Annotated in this window: 9 protein-coding genes, 4 tRNA genes and 1 pseudogene; 7 read left to right on the top strand and 7 right to left on the bottom strand. The window is 65.8% G+C overall.

Annotated features, from left to right (window positions below):
- Positions 1-163 precede the first annotated feature (163 nt).
- Together F3J44_RS24615 and rdgC are read right to left on the bottom strand one after the other, a co-directional pair.
- A complete protein-coding gene (locus tag F3J44_RS24615) occupies positions 164-1129 on the bottom strand; it encodes a bile acid:sodium symporter family protein (protein WP_167276889.1) in 966 nt (321 codons plus the stop codon).
- A gap of 169 nt (positions 1130-1298) precedes the next feature.
- Positions 1299-2219 (bottom strand): recombination-associated protein RdgC, encoded by a 921-nt coding sequence (rdgC, locus tag F3J44_RS24610; RefSeq protein ID WP_167068032.1) that lies wholly within the window; start codon positions 2217-2219, stop codon positions 1299-1301.
- A gap of 216 nt (positions 2220-2435) precedes the next feature.
- Between rdgC and F3J44_RS24605 the strand changes: the two genes are divergently transcribed.
- The 4 genes from F3J44_RS24605 to F3J44_RS24590 all read left to right on the top strand — a co-directional run bounded on the left by F3J44_RS24605 (position 2436) and on the right by F3J44_RS24590 (position 3072).
- A tRNA-Val gene (locus F3J44_RS24605) sits at positions 2436-2511 on the top strand.
- Positions 2512-2524: 13 nt separating this feature from the next.
- Positions 2525-2601 (top strand) — tRNA-Asp (locus F3J44_RS24600).
- A 305-nt stretch (positions 2602-2906) separates the two neighbouring features.
- Positions 2907-2982: transfer RNA gene (locus tag F3J44_RS24595), tRNA-Val, on the top strand.
- Positions 2983-2995: 13 nt separating this feature from the next.
- Positions 2996-3072 (top strand) — tRNA-Asp (locus tag F3J44_RS24590).
- 79 nt (positions 3073-3151) lie between these two features.
- Here F3J44_RS24590 and map read toward each other — a convergent pair.
- A complete protein-coding gene (gene map / locus F3J44_RS24585; RefSeq protein WP_205300165.1) occupies positions 3152-3928 on the bottom strand; it encodes a type I methionyl aminopeptidase in 777 nt (258 codons plus the stop codon).
- A 314-nt stretch (positions 3929-4242) separates the two neighbouring features.
- Between map and F3J44_RS24580 the strand changes: the two genes are divergently transcribed.
- Complete coding sequence (locus F3J44_RS24580) at positions 4243-8259, top strand: bifunctional nitrate reductase/sulfite reductase flavoprotein subunit alpha (protein WP_167276886.1); 4017 nt, start codon at positions 4243-4245, stop codon at positions 8257-8259.
- Between the two features lie 239 nt (positions 8260-8498).
- A pseudogene (nirB, locus tag F3J44_RS24575) lies at positions 8499-11449 on the top strand (nitrite reductase large subunit NirB); the annotation flags it as partial.
- Positions 11450-11544: 95 nt separating this feature from the next.
- Here the strand turns inward: nirB and F3J44_RS24565 are convergent.
- The 4 genes from F3J44_RS24565 to F3J44_RS24550 all read right to left on the bottom strand — a co-directional run bounded on the left by F3J44_RS24565 (position 11545) and on the right by F3J44_RS24550 (position 15540).
- The gene (locus tag F3J44_RS24565; protein WP_167276878.1) at positions 11545-12495 is read right to left on the bottom strand and encodes a 2-hydroxyacid dehydrogenase; all 951 of its coding nucleotides are present in this window, start codon (positions 12493-12495) and stop codon (positions 11545-11547) included.
- Between the two features lie 21 nt (positions 12496-12516).
- Positions 12517-13275 (bottom strand): SDR family oxidoreductase, encoded by a 759-nt coding sequence (locus F3J44_RS24560; RefSeq protein WP_167068017.1) that lies wholly within the window; start codon positions 13273-13275, stop codon positions 12517-12519.
- Positions 13276-13293: 18 nt separating this feature from the next.
- Entirely contained in the window at positions 13294-14004 is a 711-nt protein-coding gene (locus tag F3J44_RS24555) for a fumarylacetoacetate hydrolase family protein (protein WP_167276876.1), read from the bottom strand.
- Positions 14005-14199: 195 nt separating this feature from the next.
- Complete coding sequence (locus F3J44_RS24550; protein WP_167068011.1) at positions 14200-15540, bottom strand: MFS transporter; 1341 nt, start codon at positions 15538-15540, stop codon at positions 14200-14202.
- Positions 15541-15946: 406 nt separating this feature from the next.
- Between F3J44_RS24550 and F3J44_RS24545 the strand changes: the two genes are divergently transcribed.
- The gene (locus tag F3J44_RS24545) at positions 15947-16876 is read left to right on the top strand and encodes an AraC family transcriptional regulator (RefSeq protein WP_167068008.1); all 930 of its coding nucleotides are present in this window, start codon (positions 15947-15949) and stop codon (positions 16874-16876) included.
- Positions 16877-16881: the final 5 nt, after the last annotated feature.

The raw sequence follows: 16881 nt of genomic DNA, 5'->3' as shown, positions 1-16881 counted from the left end.
TTGATGATGGGGCCGTCCCCGGGGTGGTCACGCGGCGCGTCGTGAGGCCGTCCTCACCGTGGCCACCATGGTGCACACCTACAGCCTTCCGGGCAAGCTTGCCAGCCTCATGCTGCCCCTGTAGGAGCGGGCTTGCCCCGCGAAGAGGCCGGCACAGCAACCCTCAATGCCTGACCGGTTCAACCTGTTCAGCCTCACCCGCAGGCGCTTCCATCCGCCGGAACCAGGTCGACAGCAGCGCCCCGGAAATATTGTGCCAAACGCTGAACAACGCACTCGGCACCGCCGCCAGCGGCGAGAAATGCGCCGCCGCCAGTGCCGCCCCCAGCCCCGAATTCTGCATGCCCACCTCCAGCGCCAGCGACTTGCGCTGGGCCAGCGGCAGCTTGCAGCACTTGCCGGTGAGGTAACCCAGCAGGAAACCAAAGCTGTTGTGCAGCACCACCACCGCCATGATCAACAGCCCGGATTCGGCAATCTTGGCCTGGCTGGCCGCCACCACCGCGCAGACGATCATCACGATGCTCACCACCGACACCAGCGGCAATACCTGCACCGCCACCTGCACCCGCGCCCCCAGCAGCCGCTGGGCCAGCACACCGAGCACGATGGGCAGCATCACTAGTTGCAGAATCGACCAGAACATGTCCATGAAGGACACCGGCAACCAGGCCGAAGCGAGGAACCAGATCAGCGCCGGGGTCAGCAGCGGGGCGAGCAGGGTGGTGACTGCAGCAATCGCCACGGCCAGCGCCAGGTCGCCTTTGGACAGCCACACCATCACGTTCGACGCGGTACCGCTCGGGCAGCAGCCCACCAGGATCACGCCCACGGCAATTTCCGCCGGCAGGTGGAACAACTGGCACAACAGCCAGGCCATGCCCGGCATGATCACGAAGTGCGCCACCACCCCCAGGGCCACACGCCAGGGCTGGCGGGCCAGGGCGGCGAAGTCGTCGAGCTTGAGCGTCAGCCCCATGCCGAACATCACCAGGCCCAGCAGCGGCACGATGGCCACCTTCAGGGCGATGAACCACTGGGGTTGCAGGAAGGCCAGCACGGCGAACACCAGTACCCACAGGGCGAAGGTGTTGCCGACGAAGCGGCTTAGGGCGGCGAGGGCACGCATGGGGCAAGTCCTTTTCTATTTATAGCTATATGAATTTCACTGGCCCTTTCGCGGGACAAGCCCGCTCCTACACAGGTTGTCATGCACCTGTAGGAGCGGGCTTGCCCCGCGAAAGGGCCGGCGCTGGCAACCACACAACAGCAGGCCAGCCCCGGCATTTCACACCGAATCAGACCCCTTGCGGAATCTCTTCGCCACCCAGCGCCTCGAACAGCACCGGCAGGAATTCGGCAAAGGTCATCATCATCAGCTGGAAGCTGGCATCGAACTGCTGCGCAGCCTCGTCGCCACCGTCCTGTTCGGCCTGCTCCTGCAGCAGTTCCTCGAACTTCAGGCGCTTGATCACCATCTTGTCATCGAGCACGAACGACAGCTTGTCCTGCCAGGCCAGGGCCAGCTGGGTGACCACCTTGCCGGTGCTCAGGTGCAGCTGGATTTCCTCGCTGGTCAGGTCCTGGCGCTTGCAGCGCACGATGCCACCGTCTTCGGCGGTGTCGCGCAGCTCGCATTCGTCCAGAACATAGAAGCCTTCGGCCGCCTGTTGCGACTTCACCCAGTCGGTCATGGTCGCGGTTGGGGCAATTTTGACCGTGGCCGGGCGCACCGGCAGCGAGCCCATCACTTCGCGCAGGGTCGACAGCAGGTCTTCGGCGCGCTTGGCGCTGGCCGAGTTGACCAGGATCATGCCCAGGCGCGGGGCGATGGCGGCGAAGATCATCGAGCGGCGAATGAACGCACGTGGCAGGAAGGCCTGGATGATCTCGTCCTTGATCTGGTCGCGCTCTTTCTTGTAGACCTTGCGCATTTGCTCGGTCTCGATCTCTTCGACCTTTTCCTTCACTGCATCGTTGACCACGCTGCTGGGCAGGATGCGTTCTTCCTTGCGCGCGGCAATCAGCAGGAACTCGCCGCTGACGTGCACCAGGGGAGCGTCTTCGCCCTTGCCGAACGGCGCGATGAAGCCGTAGGTGGTCAGCTCCTGGCTGGCGCAGGGGCGGGCCGGCTTGCTGGCCAGTGCGGCTTCCAGCGCTTCAGCCTCGAACGGTACTTCCTGGGTCAGGCGGTAGGACAGCAGGTTCTTGAACCACATGGGGGGGAATCTCTCCTTAATGCATAAGGCGGGCATTATTCTCCGAGCAGTGCCCTCAGGCCAACCCTGTCAGAGGGCCAGCAGCCTTATAGAAGGAAAGAAAACCACGGGTTGCGCTAGGTCTTTGAAAGGCCTGGAATTTTTTTTAAAAAAATTTGAAAAAGTGCTTGCCAGGGTGCCAGCCCCTCCGTAGAATGCGCGCCACACCGAGACGAAGGGTGATTAGCTCAGCCGGGAGAGCATCTGCCTTACAAGCAGAGGGTCGGCGGTTCGATCCCGTCATCACCCACCACTCGATGTATAGCGCAGCGGTAGTTCAGTCGGTTAGAATACCGGCCTGTCACGCCGGGGGTCGCGGGTTCGAGTCCCGTCCGCTGCGCCATATTCCACTTCCAGGGCCCACTGAACACCCGGAAGTAACAAAGAAAGCGACCTTAGGGTCGCTTTTTTTGTGCCCGTCGTTTGGCGCGGCAGTGCGTTACGGCCTGAAACCGCATCGCGAGCTTTGCTCGCTCCTACCAGAACGATCATGGCCTTTGCGTAGGCCTTGGTAGGAGCGAGCGCAGCTCGCGAAGCGCCGCAATAGCGGCGCCAACCCCCCAACTCCAACCCATTGAAAAAAATCTGCATCAGGGGCTTGCCAAACATTAACCTGCTCCGTAGAATGCGCGCCTCACCGAGACGAATGGGTGATTAGCTCAGCCGGGAGAGCATCTGCCTTACAAGCAGAGGGTCGGCGGTTCGATCCCGTCATCACCCACCACTCGTTGAATAGCGCAGCGGTAGTTCAGTCGGTTAGAATACCGGCCTGTCACGCCGGGGGTCGCGGGTTCGAGTCCCGTCCGCTGCGCCATATTCCGCTTCCAGGGCCCACTGAATACCCGGAAGCCACAAAGAAAGCGACCTTAGGGTCGCTTTTTTTGTTTGCGGCTTTAGCTGCCGCGTTCCTCTTCCCGCAAGGTCAGCACCTCGACCCCATCCTCAGTCACCGCCACCGTATGCTCCCACTGCGCCGACAGGCAGTGGTCACGGGTAATCACCGTCCAGCCATCTTTCAATGTGCGTGTGCCACGCCCGCCTTGGTTGAGCATCGGCTCGATGGTGAACACCATCCCAGGCTTGAGCTTCATGCCCATGCCGCGCACGCCGTAGTGCAGCACCTCGGGCCCTTCGTGCATTTGCTGGCCAATGCCATGGCCGCAATATTCGCGCACCACGCTGTAGCCGGCGGCTTCGGCATGGGCCTGGATGGCATGGCCGATATCGCCCAGCGTGGCCCCTGGGCGGACTTCGCCAATGCCTTTCCACAGCGCGTCGTAGGTGGTTTCCACCAGGCGCCGGGCCTCGTCGTCGATGATGCCGAGGCTGTACATCTTCGACGAGTCGGCAATGTAGCCGCCTTGCTCCAGGGTGATGTCGACGTTGATGATCGACCCCTCCTTGAGCACTTCGTCGGCCTTGGGCATGCCGTGGCACACCACGTGGTCCACCGAGGTATTCAGGGCGTAGGGAAAGCCATATTGGCCCTTGCTCGCCGGGCGCGCCTTGAGGGTGTTGACGATGAACGCCTCGGCGCGGTCGTTGATCTGCATCGTGGTGACGCCGGGGCGGATGAAGGTGTCGAGGTCGGCGAACACCCGGGCCAGCAACTGGCCGGCGTGGCGCATCAGGTCGAGTTGGGCGGGGGTCTTGAGAATCACTTGGGACATGGGGGTGGGGGCGTCGCTCGTGCGGGAATTCGCTCCAGCATAGCGCCATGGATTGCCGGCTTGCCACCCTATGGTGCATTGCTTGTGCTGGCCTCTTCGCGGGGCAAGCCCGCTCCTACAGGGCTGTAGGAGCGGGCTTGCCCCGCGAAGAGGCCGGCACAGCTGGCCCATTAATTGCTGTCCTCCACCCAACCAGGGCTATCAACGTCGACAGCCCACCACCCACGACAAAGGCGCCGTGTTGCCCGGCTTGCTTACCCAGCAAGCCGGAGCAGCCGGCGCCTTTTTGCATGCCTGAATAAGGGGAACCGCCCATGACCACCCACGAAGTGCGCAGCGTCTGCCCCTACTGCGGCGTTGGTTGCGGCATCGTCATGAGCATCCAGGACGGCAAGGTGGCCAAGATCAGCGGCGACAAGCAGCACCCGAGCAATTTCGGCCGCCTGTGCACCAAGGGCCTGACCGCCCACGTGCCGCTGACCGCCCCCGGGCGCATGGAACACGCCTACCTGCGCCAGCAGCGCAGCCAGCAACCGGTGCGCAGCAGCCTTGACCAGGCCATCGCCGAGGCCGCCGCGCGCCTGCGCGGCATCATCGACCAGCACGGCCCCGACGCCGTGGCCCTGTACGTGTCCGGGCAGATGTCGCTGGAGGCCCAGTACCTGGCCAACAAGCTGGCCAAGGGCTTTATCCGCACCCGCCATATCGAGTCCAACTCGCGCCTGTGCATGGCCAGCGCCGGCAGCGGCTACAAGCTCTCGCTTGGCGCCGACGGCCCGCCCGGCAGCTATCAGGACTTCGAGCACGCCGACCTGTTCCTGGTGATCGGTGCAAACATGGCCGACTGCCACCCGATCCTGTTCCTGCGCCTGCTCGACCGAGTCAAGGCTGGCGCCCGGCTGATCGTCGTCGACCCCCGGCGCACGGCCACCGCCGACAAGGCCGACCTGTTCCTGCAGGTGCGCCCGGGAAGCGACATGGCGCTGCTCAATGGCCTGCTATACCTGCTGCACCGCAACGGCCACACCGACCCCGAGTTCATCGCCCGCCATACCGAAGGCTGGGACGCGCTGCCGGCGTTTCTCGACGACTACACCCCCGAGCGCGTGGCGGCCATCACCGGCCTGGCCGAGGCCGACCTGCTCAAGGCCGCCGAGTGGATCGGCAGCGCCAGCCAATGGATGAGCTGCTGGACCATGGGCCTGAACCAGAGCGTCCACGGCACCTGGCACAGCAACGCAATTTGCAACCTGCACCTGGCCACCGGCGCCCTGTGCCGGCCGGGCAGCGGCCCGTTCTCGCTCACCGGCCAGCCCAATGCCATGGGAGGCCGCGAGATGGGCTACATGGGCCCTGGCCTGCCGGGCCAGCGCTCGGCGCTGGTGGACGCCGACCGAGCCTTCGTCGAGGCGCAGTGGGGCCTGGCCGCCGGCAGCCTGCGTGCAGAAGGCGGCGAGGGCACCATCGCGCTGTTCGAGCACATGAAGGCCGGCGAGGTGAAGGCCTGCTGGATCATCTGCAGCAACCCGGTGGCCAGCGTCGCCAACCGCCAGCAGGTGATCGAAGGCTTGGGCCAGGCCGAACTGGTGATTACCCAGGACGCCTTCCTCGACACCGAAACCAACCGCTACGCCGATATCCTCCTGCCCGCCGCCCTGTGGGCCGAGGGTGAGGGCGTGATGATCAACAGCGAGCGCAACCTGACGCTCATGCCGCGCGCCGTCGCCGCCCCCGCCCAAAGCCTGCCGGACTGGCAGCTGATCGCCCGCATCGCCAGTGCCATGGGCTACGCCGAGGCCTTCGACTACCCCGATGCCGAAGCCGTCTACAACGAGATCCGCCGTTTCTGGAACCCCGCCAGCGGCTACGACCTGCGCGGCATCGGCTACCCCGAGCTGCGCCAGCGCCCCCGCCAGTGGCCTTGTGCACCTGGCCGCGAGGATGACCGCAGCCCCCTGCGCTATATCAACGACGGCGCCAGCCAACAGCTGCTGCGCGATGCCGAAGGCAACCGCCCCGCACTGGCATTCCCCACCCCCAGCGGCAAGGCGCGCTTCTTCGCCCGGCCCTGGCTGCCCGCGCCAGAGCTGCCGGATGCCGACTTCCCGCTGGTGCTCAACACCGGCCGTGTGCAGCACCAGTGGCACACCCTGACCAAGACCGGCAAGGTGCCGGCGCTGAACAAGCTGGAGCCAGGCCCCTTCGTCGAAATCCACCCAGGCGATGCCGCGCGCCTGGGCATCACCGCCAACGACCAGGTGGCCATCCGCTCGCGGCGGGGCCAGGCCGTGCTACCTGCACGCATCAGCGACCGGGTGATGCCAGGCAATTGCTTTGCGCCGTTTCACTGGAACGATGTGATCGGTGAACAGCTGGCAATCAACGCCGTGACCTGCGATGCAGTGGACCCACTGTCGCTGCAGCCGGCCTTCAAGCACTGCGCCGTTGCCCTGGAACGGGTGGCCGGCGAACGCATCGATGCCCTCGACCTCAACCTCGCCCCACCGGAGCTTGCGCGCATGCCAACCGCCACCCTGTCTCGCCTGCTGGGCCTGGACACCTTGCCTGCGCCAGTCCTGGCCGATGCTGAACGCCATTACCTGCAAGGCTTTCTGCTTGGCCTGGAACAGGCCCGGGCCGAAGGCGTGCCCAGCCTGCCCGCCAGTGCGCCACTGGTGGCCGAGCGGCGGCTGTTCGTCGACGGCTTGCTGGCCGGGGTGTTCGCCCAGCCGGCGGCGGCGCCCGCAGCGGCCGAGCAACGGCCGCGCCACCACGTGCTGTGGGCATCCCAAACCGGCAACGGTGAAACCCTGGCCGAGCGTTGTGCCGAGCACCTGCGAGGGGCGGGGCTGCAAGTGCAGTTGGCCTGCATGGAGGCGGTCACCCCGCAGCAATTGCGCGGCGCTGCCAGCGTGATGCTGATCGCCAGCACCTTTGGCGACGGCGATGCGCCAGACAGCGGCGCGGCCTTCTGGCAGGCGCTGCAGGGCGAGCAGGGCACGCCCTGCGCCGAGTTGCCCTATGCCGTGCTGGCCCTGGGCGATTCCAGCTATGGCCAGTTCTGCGGGTTCGGCCGCAAGCTCGACCAGCGCCTGGCCGAGCTGGGCGGCCGTCGCCTGCTGCCCAGGGTCGATTGCGAGCCGGACTTCGACGCCGCCTTCAGCACCTGGCTCGAAGCCCTGTTGCCCGAGCTGGGCAGCGCCGCAGCGCCCGAGTTACCCGCCAAGCCGGCAGCGGCAAGTGTGTTCAGCAAGCAGCAACCCTGGTTCGCCACCTTGCTGGAAAATCACCTGCTCAACGGCCCGGGTGCCAGCAAGGAAACCCGCCAGCTGGTGTTCGACCTGGCAGGCAGCGGCTTCACCTACGCCGCGGGCGATGCACTGGGGGTGTGGCCGCGCAACTGCCCGGCACTGGTCGAGGAGCTGTTGGCCTTGATGCAGCTCGATGGCCACGCCCCGGTAACGCTCAAGGACCAGCCGGCCATGCCCCTGGCGACAGCCCTCGAACACCATCTGGAAATCGCCAAGGTCACCCCGCAGCAGTTGCAAGCCTTCGCTGCCCAGGCGCCAGCGCTGCAGCGCCTGCTGCAACCGCCGTGCAAGGGCGAGTTGCAGGAGTGGCTGTGGGGGCGCCAGCTGGTCGATGTGTTGCGGGCATTTCCCCAGCAACTGCCGCTGGCCACCTGGCTAGGCCTGCTCAAGCCCCTGCAGCCGCGGCTGTACTCGATCAGTTCCAGCCCATTGGTGCACCCGCAGCAGGTGCACTTGACGGTGTCGACGGTGCGCTACGGCGCGCGCAAAGGCGTGTGCTCGGCGTTTCTGGCGGACCGGGCGCAGTCGCTGAAAGTGGCAATTTTCCCCCAGGTGTCGAAGCACTTCCGCTTGCCCGACGACGACAGCGTGCCGGTAATCATGGTCGGCCCCGGCACCGGTATCGCGCCATTCCGGGCCTTTCTGCAGGAGCGCGAGGCACGCGGGGCCGCGGGCGGCAACTGGTTGTTCTTCGGCGAGCAGTACGCGGCCACCGACTTTTACTACCAGCAGCAGTTGCAGGCCTGGCAGGCAGCGGGGCACTTGCGCCTGGACACGGCGTTCTCGCGGGACCAGGCCGAGAAGGTGTATGTGCAGCAGCGCATGCTGGAGCAAGGCGCGCAGGTGTGGCAGTGGCTGGAGGCGGGTGCGTATTTCTACGTGTGTGGTGATGCGCAGCGCATGGCCAAGGATGTGGACGCGGCGTTGCGCGAGGTGATTGCGGTGCATGGGCAGGTGGATGGGGATGCCTATGTCGAAGCGTTGAGCAAGGCCGGGCGGTATCGGCGCGATGTGTATTGATGTGCGCCAGAATGGGGAGGCCTGCACCTTGAATGTGCGTGGGCGGGGCCGGCCCTATCGCAGGCAAGCCTGCTCCTACCGTGCCCCACGCGCCTGTAGGAGCAGGCTTGCCTGCGATAGGGCCAGCAAAGGAAAACCCGTTGGCACATTCCCTGCTTAACCTCTTCTACAACAAAGCCCCCTGGTCAACGGCGATCAACCCGGGCCCCCCACCGTGATGAATACAGGCAAAGGCGCCTGGAGCTTCGGCTCCAGGCGCTTTTTTTTTGATCGAGGATCGGCTTATGAAGGCAACAGCGAACGGGCAACGAGAGCGACTGGTCATCGTCGGCAACGGCATGGTCGGCCACCACTGCGTCGAGCAACTGGTCGAGCGCGGCGCTTTGGCGCGTTTCGAGCTGCACGTGTTCGGCGAGGAGCGCCAGCGCGCCTACGACCGTGTGCACCTGTCCGAGTATTTCGCCGGCAGTTGCGCCGAAACCCTGGCCCTCTGCGAGCAAGGTTTCTACGCAGGCAGCGGCGTGCACCTGCACCTGGGCGAGGCCGTGCTGGACATTGACCGCGAGCGCCGCGAAGTGGTGACTGCCAAGGGCCGCTACGGCTATGACCAGTTGATCCTCGCCACCGGTTCCTACCCCTTCGTGCCGCCGATCGAAGGCTCCAGCGGCAACGCCCGCCTGGTGTACCGCACCCTCGACGACCTCGATGCCATCCGCGCCGCTGCAGCCAACGCCCGGCGTGGCGTGGTGGTGGGGGGTGGCCTGCTCGGCCTGGAGGCGGCCAATGCACTCAAGTCCCTGGGCCTTGAGGCGCATGTGGTGGAGTTCGCCCCACGGCTGATGCCGGTGCAACTGGACGGCGAGGGCGGCGCCGCGCTCAAGGCGCAGATCGAAGCCCTGGGCGTGGGCGTGCACCTGTCGCGGGCTACCCAGTCGATCAGTGACGGCGAGGTGTACCGCTACCGCATGAACTTCGACGGCGGCGAGCACCTGGAAACCGACCTGATCGTGTTTTCCGCCGGCATTCGCCCCCAGGACGCCCTGGGCCGCGCCTGCGGCCTTGCCATCGCCGCACGCGGCGGCGTGGTGATCGACAACCACTGCCGCAGCAGCGACCCGCGGGTGTTCGCCATCGGTGAGTGCGCATCCTGGAATGGCAGCGTGTTCGGCCTGGTGGCCCCGGGCTACAGCATGGCGCGCAACCTGGCGGCGTTGCTGATGGGCGAGGCGGCCGGCAGCTTCACCGGTGCCGACATGTCGACCAAGCTCAAGCTGCTGGGCGTGGACGTGGGCTCCATCGGCGATGCCCATGGCGCCACTCCTGGGGCACGCAGCTACCGCTTCATCGACGAGGCCAACAACGCCTACCGCCGGCTGGTGGTGGATGCCAGCGGCAAGCAGGTGCTCGGCGCCGTGCTGGTTGGCGACAACAGCTACTACGACACCCTGCTGCAATACGCCCAGAACGGCATCGCCCTGCCGGCCGACCCGGCCTCGCTGATCCTGCCGCAAGGCGGTGGCGCGCCGGCCCTGGGCGCCGACGCCTTGCCCGCCAGCGCAACCGTGTGCTCGTGCCACAACGTCAGCAAGGGCGCGGTGTGTGCGGCCATCGACAGCGGCTGTGGCGACCTTGCGGCCGTGAAAAGCTGCACCAAGGCCGCCACCGGTTGCGGCGGCTGCGCGGCGCTGCTCAAGCAGGTGTTCGAACACGAACTCACTGCCCGCGGGGTGGCGGTGGACAAGCGCCTGTGCGAACACTTCGCCTACACCCGCCAGGAGCTCTACGGCCTGGTGCGCGTCGAGGGCATCCGCACCTTCCACGACCTGCTCGCCCGCCATGGCACAGGCCACGTTGGCTGCGACATCTGCAAGCCAGCGGTGGGCAACATCCTGGCCTCGTGCTGGAACCAGCCGATCATGGACCCCGCCCTGGTGCCGCTGCAGGACACCAACGACACCTTCATGGCCAACATGCAGAAGAACGGCACCTACTCGGTGGTGCCGCGCATTCCCGGTGGCGAGATCACCCCCGACAAGCTGATCGTGATTGGCCAGGTGGCGAAAAAATACGACCTCTACACCAAGATCACCGGCGGCCAGCGCATCGACCTGTTCGGCGCCCAGTTGCATGAGTTGCCGCTGATCTGGGGGGAACTGATCGAGGCCGGGTTCGAAACCGGGCATGCCTATGGCAAGTCGACGCGCACGGTGAAGTCGTGCGTGGGCAGCACCTGGTGCCGTTACGGGGTGCAGGACAGCGTGGCCATGGCCCTGCGCCTGGAAGACCGCTACAAGGGCCTGCGCAGCCCGCACAAGCTCAAGTTCGCGGTGTCGGGCTGCACCCGCGAGTGCGCCGAGGCGCAGAGCAAGGACATCGGCGTGATCGCCACCGACAAAGGCTGGAACCTGTACATCTGCGGCAACGGCGGCATGCGCCCGCGCCACGCCGAGTTGTTCGCCACCGACCTGGACGACGAAACCCTGGTGCGCCTGATCGACCGCGTGCTGATGTTCTACATCCGCACCGCCGACAAGCTGCAGCGCACCTCGGTGTGGCGCGAGGGCCTTGAGGGTGGCCTGGGTTACCTCAAGCAGGTGATCCTCGACGACAGCCTGGGCCTGGCCGGCGAACTCGAAGCGCAGATGCAGCATGTGGTCGACCAGTATGAATGCGAATGGGCCAACGCCCTGAAAGACCCCGAGAAACTCAAGCGCTTCCGCACCTTCGTCAACGACCGCCGCGCCGACCCCGACGTGCATTTCGTGCGCGAGCGTGAACAGCGCCGGCCTGCGGCGCCGCTGCACCTGATTCCCGCCATCGAGGAGGCTGTGTGATGAACCTGAGCAATGCGGTTGTAAACCCCCAGGCGAACTGGCAAGCGGTGTGCCGCACCGATGACCTGGTGGCCGACTCCGGGGTGGTGGTGTGGCTGGATGGGGCGCAGGTGGCGTTGTTCTACCTGCCGGGGCAGGGGGTGTATGCACTGGACAATCGCGACCCGCGCTCGGGGGCCAATATCATCGGGCGCGGGTTGCTGGGCAGCCTGCAGGGCGAATTGGTGGTGGCGGCGCCGTTGTATAAACAGCATTTCAGTTTGCACAGCGGCCAATGCCTTGAAGACGCCGGGCAGCAGTTGCGGGTGTGGCCGGTGCGGTTGAACGGAGAAACGGTGGAACTGGCAATAACTTGATCCTCCCATGCCTGCCCCTTCGCGGGCACGCCCACTCCCACAACGCGGTCCTTGTAGGAGCGGGCTTGCCCCGCGAAGAGGCCGGCACAGGCTACCTAGATCACCAACCCCTGCGGCCTGCGCCCAGCAAACACATCCACCAGGCTGGCCACCACCATCTCGCCCATGCGCGTGCGGGTTTGCACCGTGGCGCTGGCCCGGTGCGGCTGCAGCACCACATCCTCACGCCCGAACAGCGCTTCAGGCGCACGAGGTTCATCGGCAAACACATCCAGCGCCGCCCCAGCGATTTCGCCAGCCTCCAGCGCTGCAATCAACGCCGGCTCATCCACCAGCTTGCCGCGGGCAATATTGACCAGGTACCCCTCGGCCCCCAGCGCCTGCAGCACCTCGCGGTTCACCAGCGCCTCACCCTTGTCGGCGGCCGCCGCCAGGATCAGCGCATCACTGTCCCTGGCCAACTGCAGCAAGTTCGCCTCGAACCCATAGGGCACCTCCTGCGCCTGCAGGTCGGTATAGCGAATCGGGCAGCCAAACGCCGCCGCCCGCTGCGCCACGGCGCGGCCAACCCGGCCCATGCCAACGATACCCACGCGCATGCCCGACACCTGCCGGGCCAGCGGCAGGGGCGCCAGGGGCGTGGCGCTGGTGGCCCACTGCCCGGCGCGCACGAAGCGATCCCCGGTGCAGATACCACGGCACAGGCCGATCAACAGGCCGATGGCCAGGTCCGCCACATCGTCGGTGAGCGCGCCGAGGGTGGCAGTGACCTGGATGCCACGGTCACGGGCATAGGCCAGGTCCACCGCATCGGTGCCCACGCCATTGACCGCCACCACTTCAAGCTTTGGCAAGCGCGCCATCAGCGCTTGGCTGATGCCCGTATGGCCACCGGTGATCACGCCACGAATGTTATCGCCATGCTGGCTGACATAGGCGTCCTTGTCGGCCTGCTCGTAATAGCGGTGTACGGTGAACAGCGCCTCCAGGCGCTCGCGAATCTGCGGAATCAGGATCGGGCTCAGTTGCAGAACTTCAGGTTTCATCACTCACTCCTTGAAAACCGGTTAGCCACGGCCGACGAACGGCATGTTGCTGGCCATCACGGTCATGTTCAGCACGTTGGCACTCAGCGGCAGGGCGGCGATGTAGCGCACCGCATCGGCCACGTGGCGCACGTCGAGCATCGGTTCGGCAGCGATCTCGCCATTGGCCTGGCGCACGCCACGGGTCATGCGTTCGGACAACTCGGTCAGGGCATTGCCGATGTCCACCTGGCTGCAGACGATGCCGTAGGGGCGGCCATCGAGCGCCAGTGCCTTGGTCAGCCCCAGCACCGCGTGTTTGCTGGCGGTGTAGGGGCCGGTGAACGGGCGCGGGGTGTGGGCCGAGATCGAGCCGTTGTTGATGATTCGCCCGCCTTGGGGTTGCTGGCGGCGCATCAGGCCGAACGCGGCGCGGGCACACAGGAACACGCCATCGACATTGGTGGCGATGACGTTGCGCCAGTGTTCAAGCGCCAGCTCGTCGATGGGCACGGCAGGGGCGTTGATGCCGGCGTTGTTGAAGATCACATCGAGGCGGCCGTGCACCTCCTCGATGGTGGCGAACAGCTGCGCCACGCTGTGTTCGTCGCGCACATCGGTAGGCACGGCCAGGGCTTCGCCGCCTGCGGCGCGGGCCTGTTCGGCCAGGGCCTGCAAGGGCTCGGGGCGGCGCCCGGCGAGCACCAGGCTGAAGCCGTCTTCCAGCAGGGCGAGGGCCACGGCGCGGCCAATGCCGCTGCCAGCACCGGTGACCAGGGCGATTTTCTTGGTTTGGGTCATGGGTTAGCTCCAGTAGGTTCAGGCTGCGTTGGCTGCTTGCCCGGCAGGGCGGGGGCCGACGCGCAGGTGCAGTTCGCCGATGCCGTCGATGCCTGCGTGAATCGCATCGCCCGGTTGCAGGGGCGCAACGCCGGGCGGGCTGCCGGTCATGATGAGGTCACCGGGGCGCAGCGGCAGTTGCCGGGACAGGCGGCTGATCACCTCGGCCAGGGCCCAGGTCTGCTGGTTCAGGTGGGCGCGCTGGCGCTCCTGGCCATTGACCTGCAGCCACAGTGCGCCTGCCAGTGGCCAGCTGCATTCAGTGGCCGGAACAATGGCGGTCATCGGCGCCGAGGCTTCGAACACCTTGGCTGTTTCCCATGGCAGGCCTTCGGCCTTGGCCTTGCGCTGGTGGTCGCGGCGGGTCATATCCAGGCCTGCGGCGAAGCCGAACACGTGCGCCAGGGCCTGCTCCGGGGCAATGTCGGCACCGCCCTTGGCGATGGCCGCCACCAGCTCGATCTCATGGCAGAACTCATCGGTTTGCGGCGGGAACGGCAGCTCGCCGTGCGCCTCGACCACGTTGCTGGCCGGTTTCATGAAGAACACCGGCTCCTGCGGCGCCGGGCCGTAGGTGGCCGGCCAGGGGTAGTTGCGGCCCAGGCAGAACACCCGGCCGACCGGAAAGCGCGCCGTGCTGCCGCGGATCGGCAGGCTGACGATGGCCGGTGGGTTGAACAGGTAGGTCATGGGGTGAATCCTCCGTGCTGGAGTGGCCAGCGTAGCCAGCGGCTGGCGTTGAAAGTTGGACGAAAGCGGGGTTGGGTTGGACTATCCCGGTAACCTGTGCCGGCCTTTTCGCGGGGCAAGCCCGCTCCTACACCGATTTCAGCAACGCACAAAACCTTTGTAGGAGCGGGCTTGCCCCGCGAAGAGGCCCTCAAATCAGGCGCTACCTTTCAACTCGATGCGATACAACTTCCCAAGCAGCAGCGAGTACGACAGGGTGCCCATCAGCGCCACCCCACCGATAAACCAGAACGCCATCGCGAACGACCCGCTGGCATGCACGATTGCGCCAATCACGATCGGTGTGACGATGCCGCCAATGTTGGCCGCCAGGCTGGTGATGCCGCCGGTGAGGCCGATCAGCTCCTTGGGCGCCACCTCCGACACCGCCGCCCACGACGCCGAGGCGATGCCCTGGGCAAAGAACGCCAGGGTCAGGATGGCGATGCACAGCACATTGGAGTCGGTGAAGTTCACCAGCACGATCGACATGCCGAGCATCGAGCCCACCACCAGCGGCAGCTTGCGTGCGAACGACAGCGAGTAGCCCTTGCGGATCAGCAGGTCGGAAACGATGCCGGCCAACAGAATGCCCACCGTGGCGCCAATGAACGGCATCACCGCGAAGATGCCGACCTTGATCAGCGTCAGCTGGCGTTCTTCGATCAGGTAGGTGGGGAACCAGGTCAGGAAGAAATACAGCGCCGAGGTACTGGCGAACTTGCCCAGGCAGATGGCCCAGACCTGGCGGTAGCGGAACAACTCGGCGACTTGGCGCCAGTCGAAGCGGGTACGTTCCTGGCTGCTTTTCACCAGCCCGCCGCCGTTTTCGATGTAGGCCAGTTCCTCCTTGCTGACCTTCTTGCAGCTCAGCGGGTCGCGGTACAGGAACAGCCACACCACGCCGAACAGAATGCCGACCAGGCCGGTGCTGTAGAACACATGGCGCCAGTCGTAGGTGGTTGCCAGCCACAGCAGCGCGCCGGTGAACAAGGCGGTGCCCAGGTACTGGCCACACACGTAGATGCTGCTGGCCATGCCGCGCTCGCGGGCCGGGAACCACACCGTCACTGCACGGCTGTTGGCCGGGAACGCCGGGGCTTCCATGGCGCCCACCGCCAGGCGCAGGCCGAACAGCGAGGCGAAGCCGCTGGCCAGGCCCTGGGCGACGGTGACCGCCGACCAGCTGATCAGCGACACGCCATAGGTCAGGCGCGAGCCGAAGCGGTCGGCAATGAAGCCGGCGGGCACCAGTGCCAGGGCGTAGGTCCAGGCGAAGGCAGAGAAGATCAAGCCCATCTCGACCTTGTCCAGGCCCAGGTCCTTGGCCATGAACGGCGCGGCGATGGAGATGTTCACCCGGTCGACGTAGTTGATGATGGTCGCCACCAGCAGCAGCGACAGCATGAACCAGCGGCGGCGGGTGGGCAGGCGCTGGGCAGGGGCCGCGTCCAGCGCGTACGACGACGCGGCGCGGGGGGTAGGGGTGCTCGACATGAGTCGACCTCGTTTGTTGTTGTTGGTAGAGGTTGGGCTGCAGGCCTTTTTCTAAGGTGGTCGTACAACGGCGTGAACGCAACGGGGGTTTTAGACCGTTTTTTGCACGACGGGCGGGGGAGGGCTGTGCTGTCCAAGAAAATTCGGGGGCGGGGTTTTGCGCGGTTTTTTTGCTGGAAGTCTTGATTTAAGGCTGCTGCGGGGAGGCGGGGTTGCGTGTTTTTTTGCAGAGGGGTTTAATTTGATGAGTTTAGACATCGTATGACTTGTGTTGCCTGTTCCGGCCCTTTCGCGGGGCAAGCCCGCTCCTACACAACAAAATCGGCCAATGCGCTGCCCCTGTAGGAGCGGGCTTGCCCCGCGAAAGGGCCGGAACACCCAGCACCCCTCTCACAGGAGCCACCTGATGCCGCCCAAGCGCGAGGTCCCGACCTACGTCATGCAGCAGCGCAGCGAGCTGATGGATTTCTACATCCGCGACCAGCGCGGCCGCCCGGCCGAGACCGCGCCGCACCGTCACGAATACTTCCAGATCCAGGTCAACCTCGGCGGCGACACGGTGCAGCACATCGGCAACGTGCAGCGCCCCTTTCGGCGCAACACCCTGGCCTTCATCCTGCCGCACCGGGTGCACGTGATCCCGCACCCGGCCGACAGCGATTTCGTGGTGATCAACTTCTCCCAGACTTTCCTGCTGCCGCACCTGGCCTGCGACCCGATGGACCTGGAGGAAGTGTCGATTCTGCAGGCGCCGGAACTGTCGCCGTTTCGCTTTCAGGAACACCTGGACTTCTGTCTCGACGACGCCGAGTTCGCCGGCGTGCAGCAACTGCTCGATCGCATGCGCGCCCTCGACGCCAACCGCCGCTTCGGCACCCGCGAGGTGCTCAAGGGCCTGTTGCTGCAACTGATCGGCCAGGTCTGTGGCCTGTACGCCGAGCCCCTGCGCGAGCTCGCCGAGAACAACGCCGCGCAGCTCAGCCGGCGCGCCGCGTTGAACCGCATGAGCGAGTACCTGCGCCGGCACATCGACGACCCCGACCTCAACCTGCACAAGGTCGCCGCGGCCACCTACCTGTCGCCCACCTACCTGACCCACTGGCTGCGCAAGGAAATCGGCAAGACCTTCAGCGAGCTGGTGCTGGAGCGGCGCATGCATGCCGCGCGCAACTACCTGCTCAATGGCAGCCGCCCGGTAGGGGAGGTGGCGCGGCTCTGCGGCTTTGCCGATGAAGCCTATTTTTCCCGGCGCTTCCGGCAGATCCATGGCCTGCCGCCGGGGCAGTTCCGCCGCCAGCAGCGCGACCCGGATACGCCGCAGGTGGCGATGCGGTAAGCTTG

It is taken from the genome of Pantoea sp. Tr-811, from assembly GCF_011752535.1.
In the GTDB taxonomy this organism is placed as follows: domain Bacteria; phylum Pseudomonadota; class Gammaproteobacteria; order Pseudomonadales; family Pseudomonadaceae; genus Aquipseudomonas.
The sequence above is the reverse complement of the archived record's forward strand: the minus strand, read 5'-3'. Positions and strand labels throughout refer to the sequence as shown.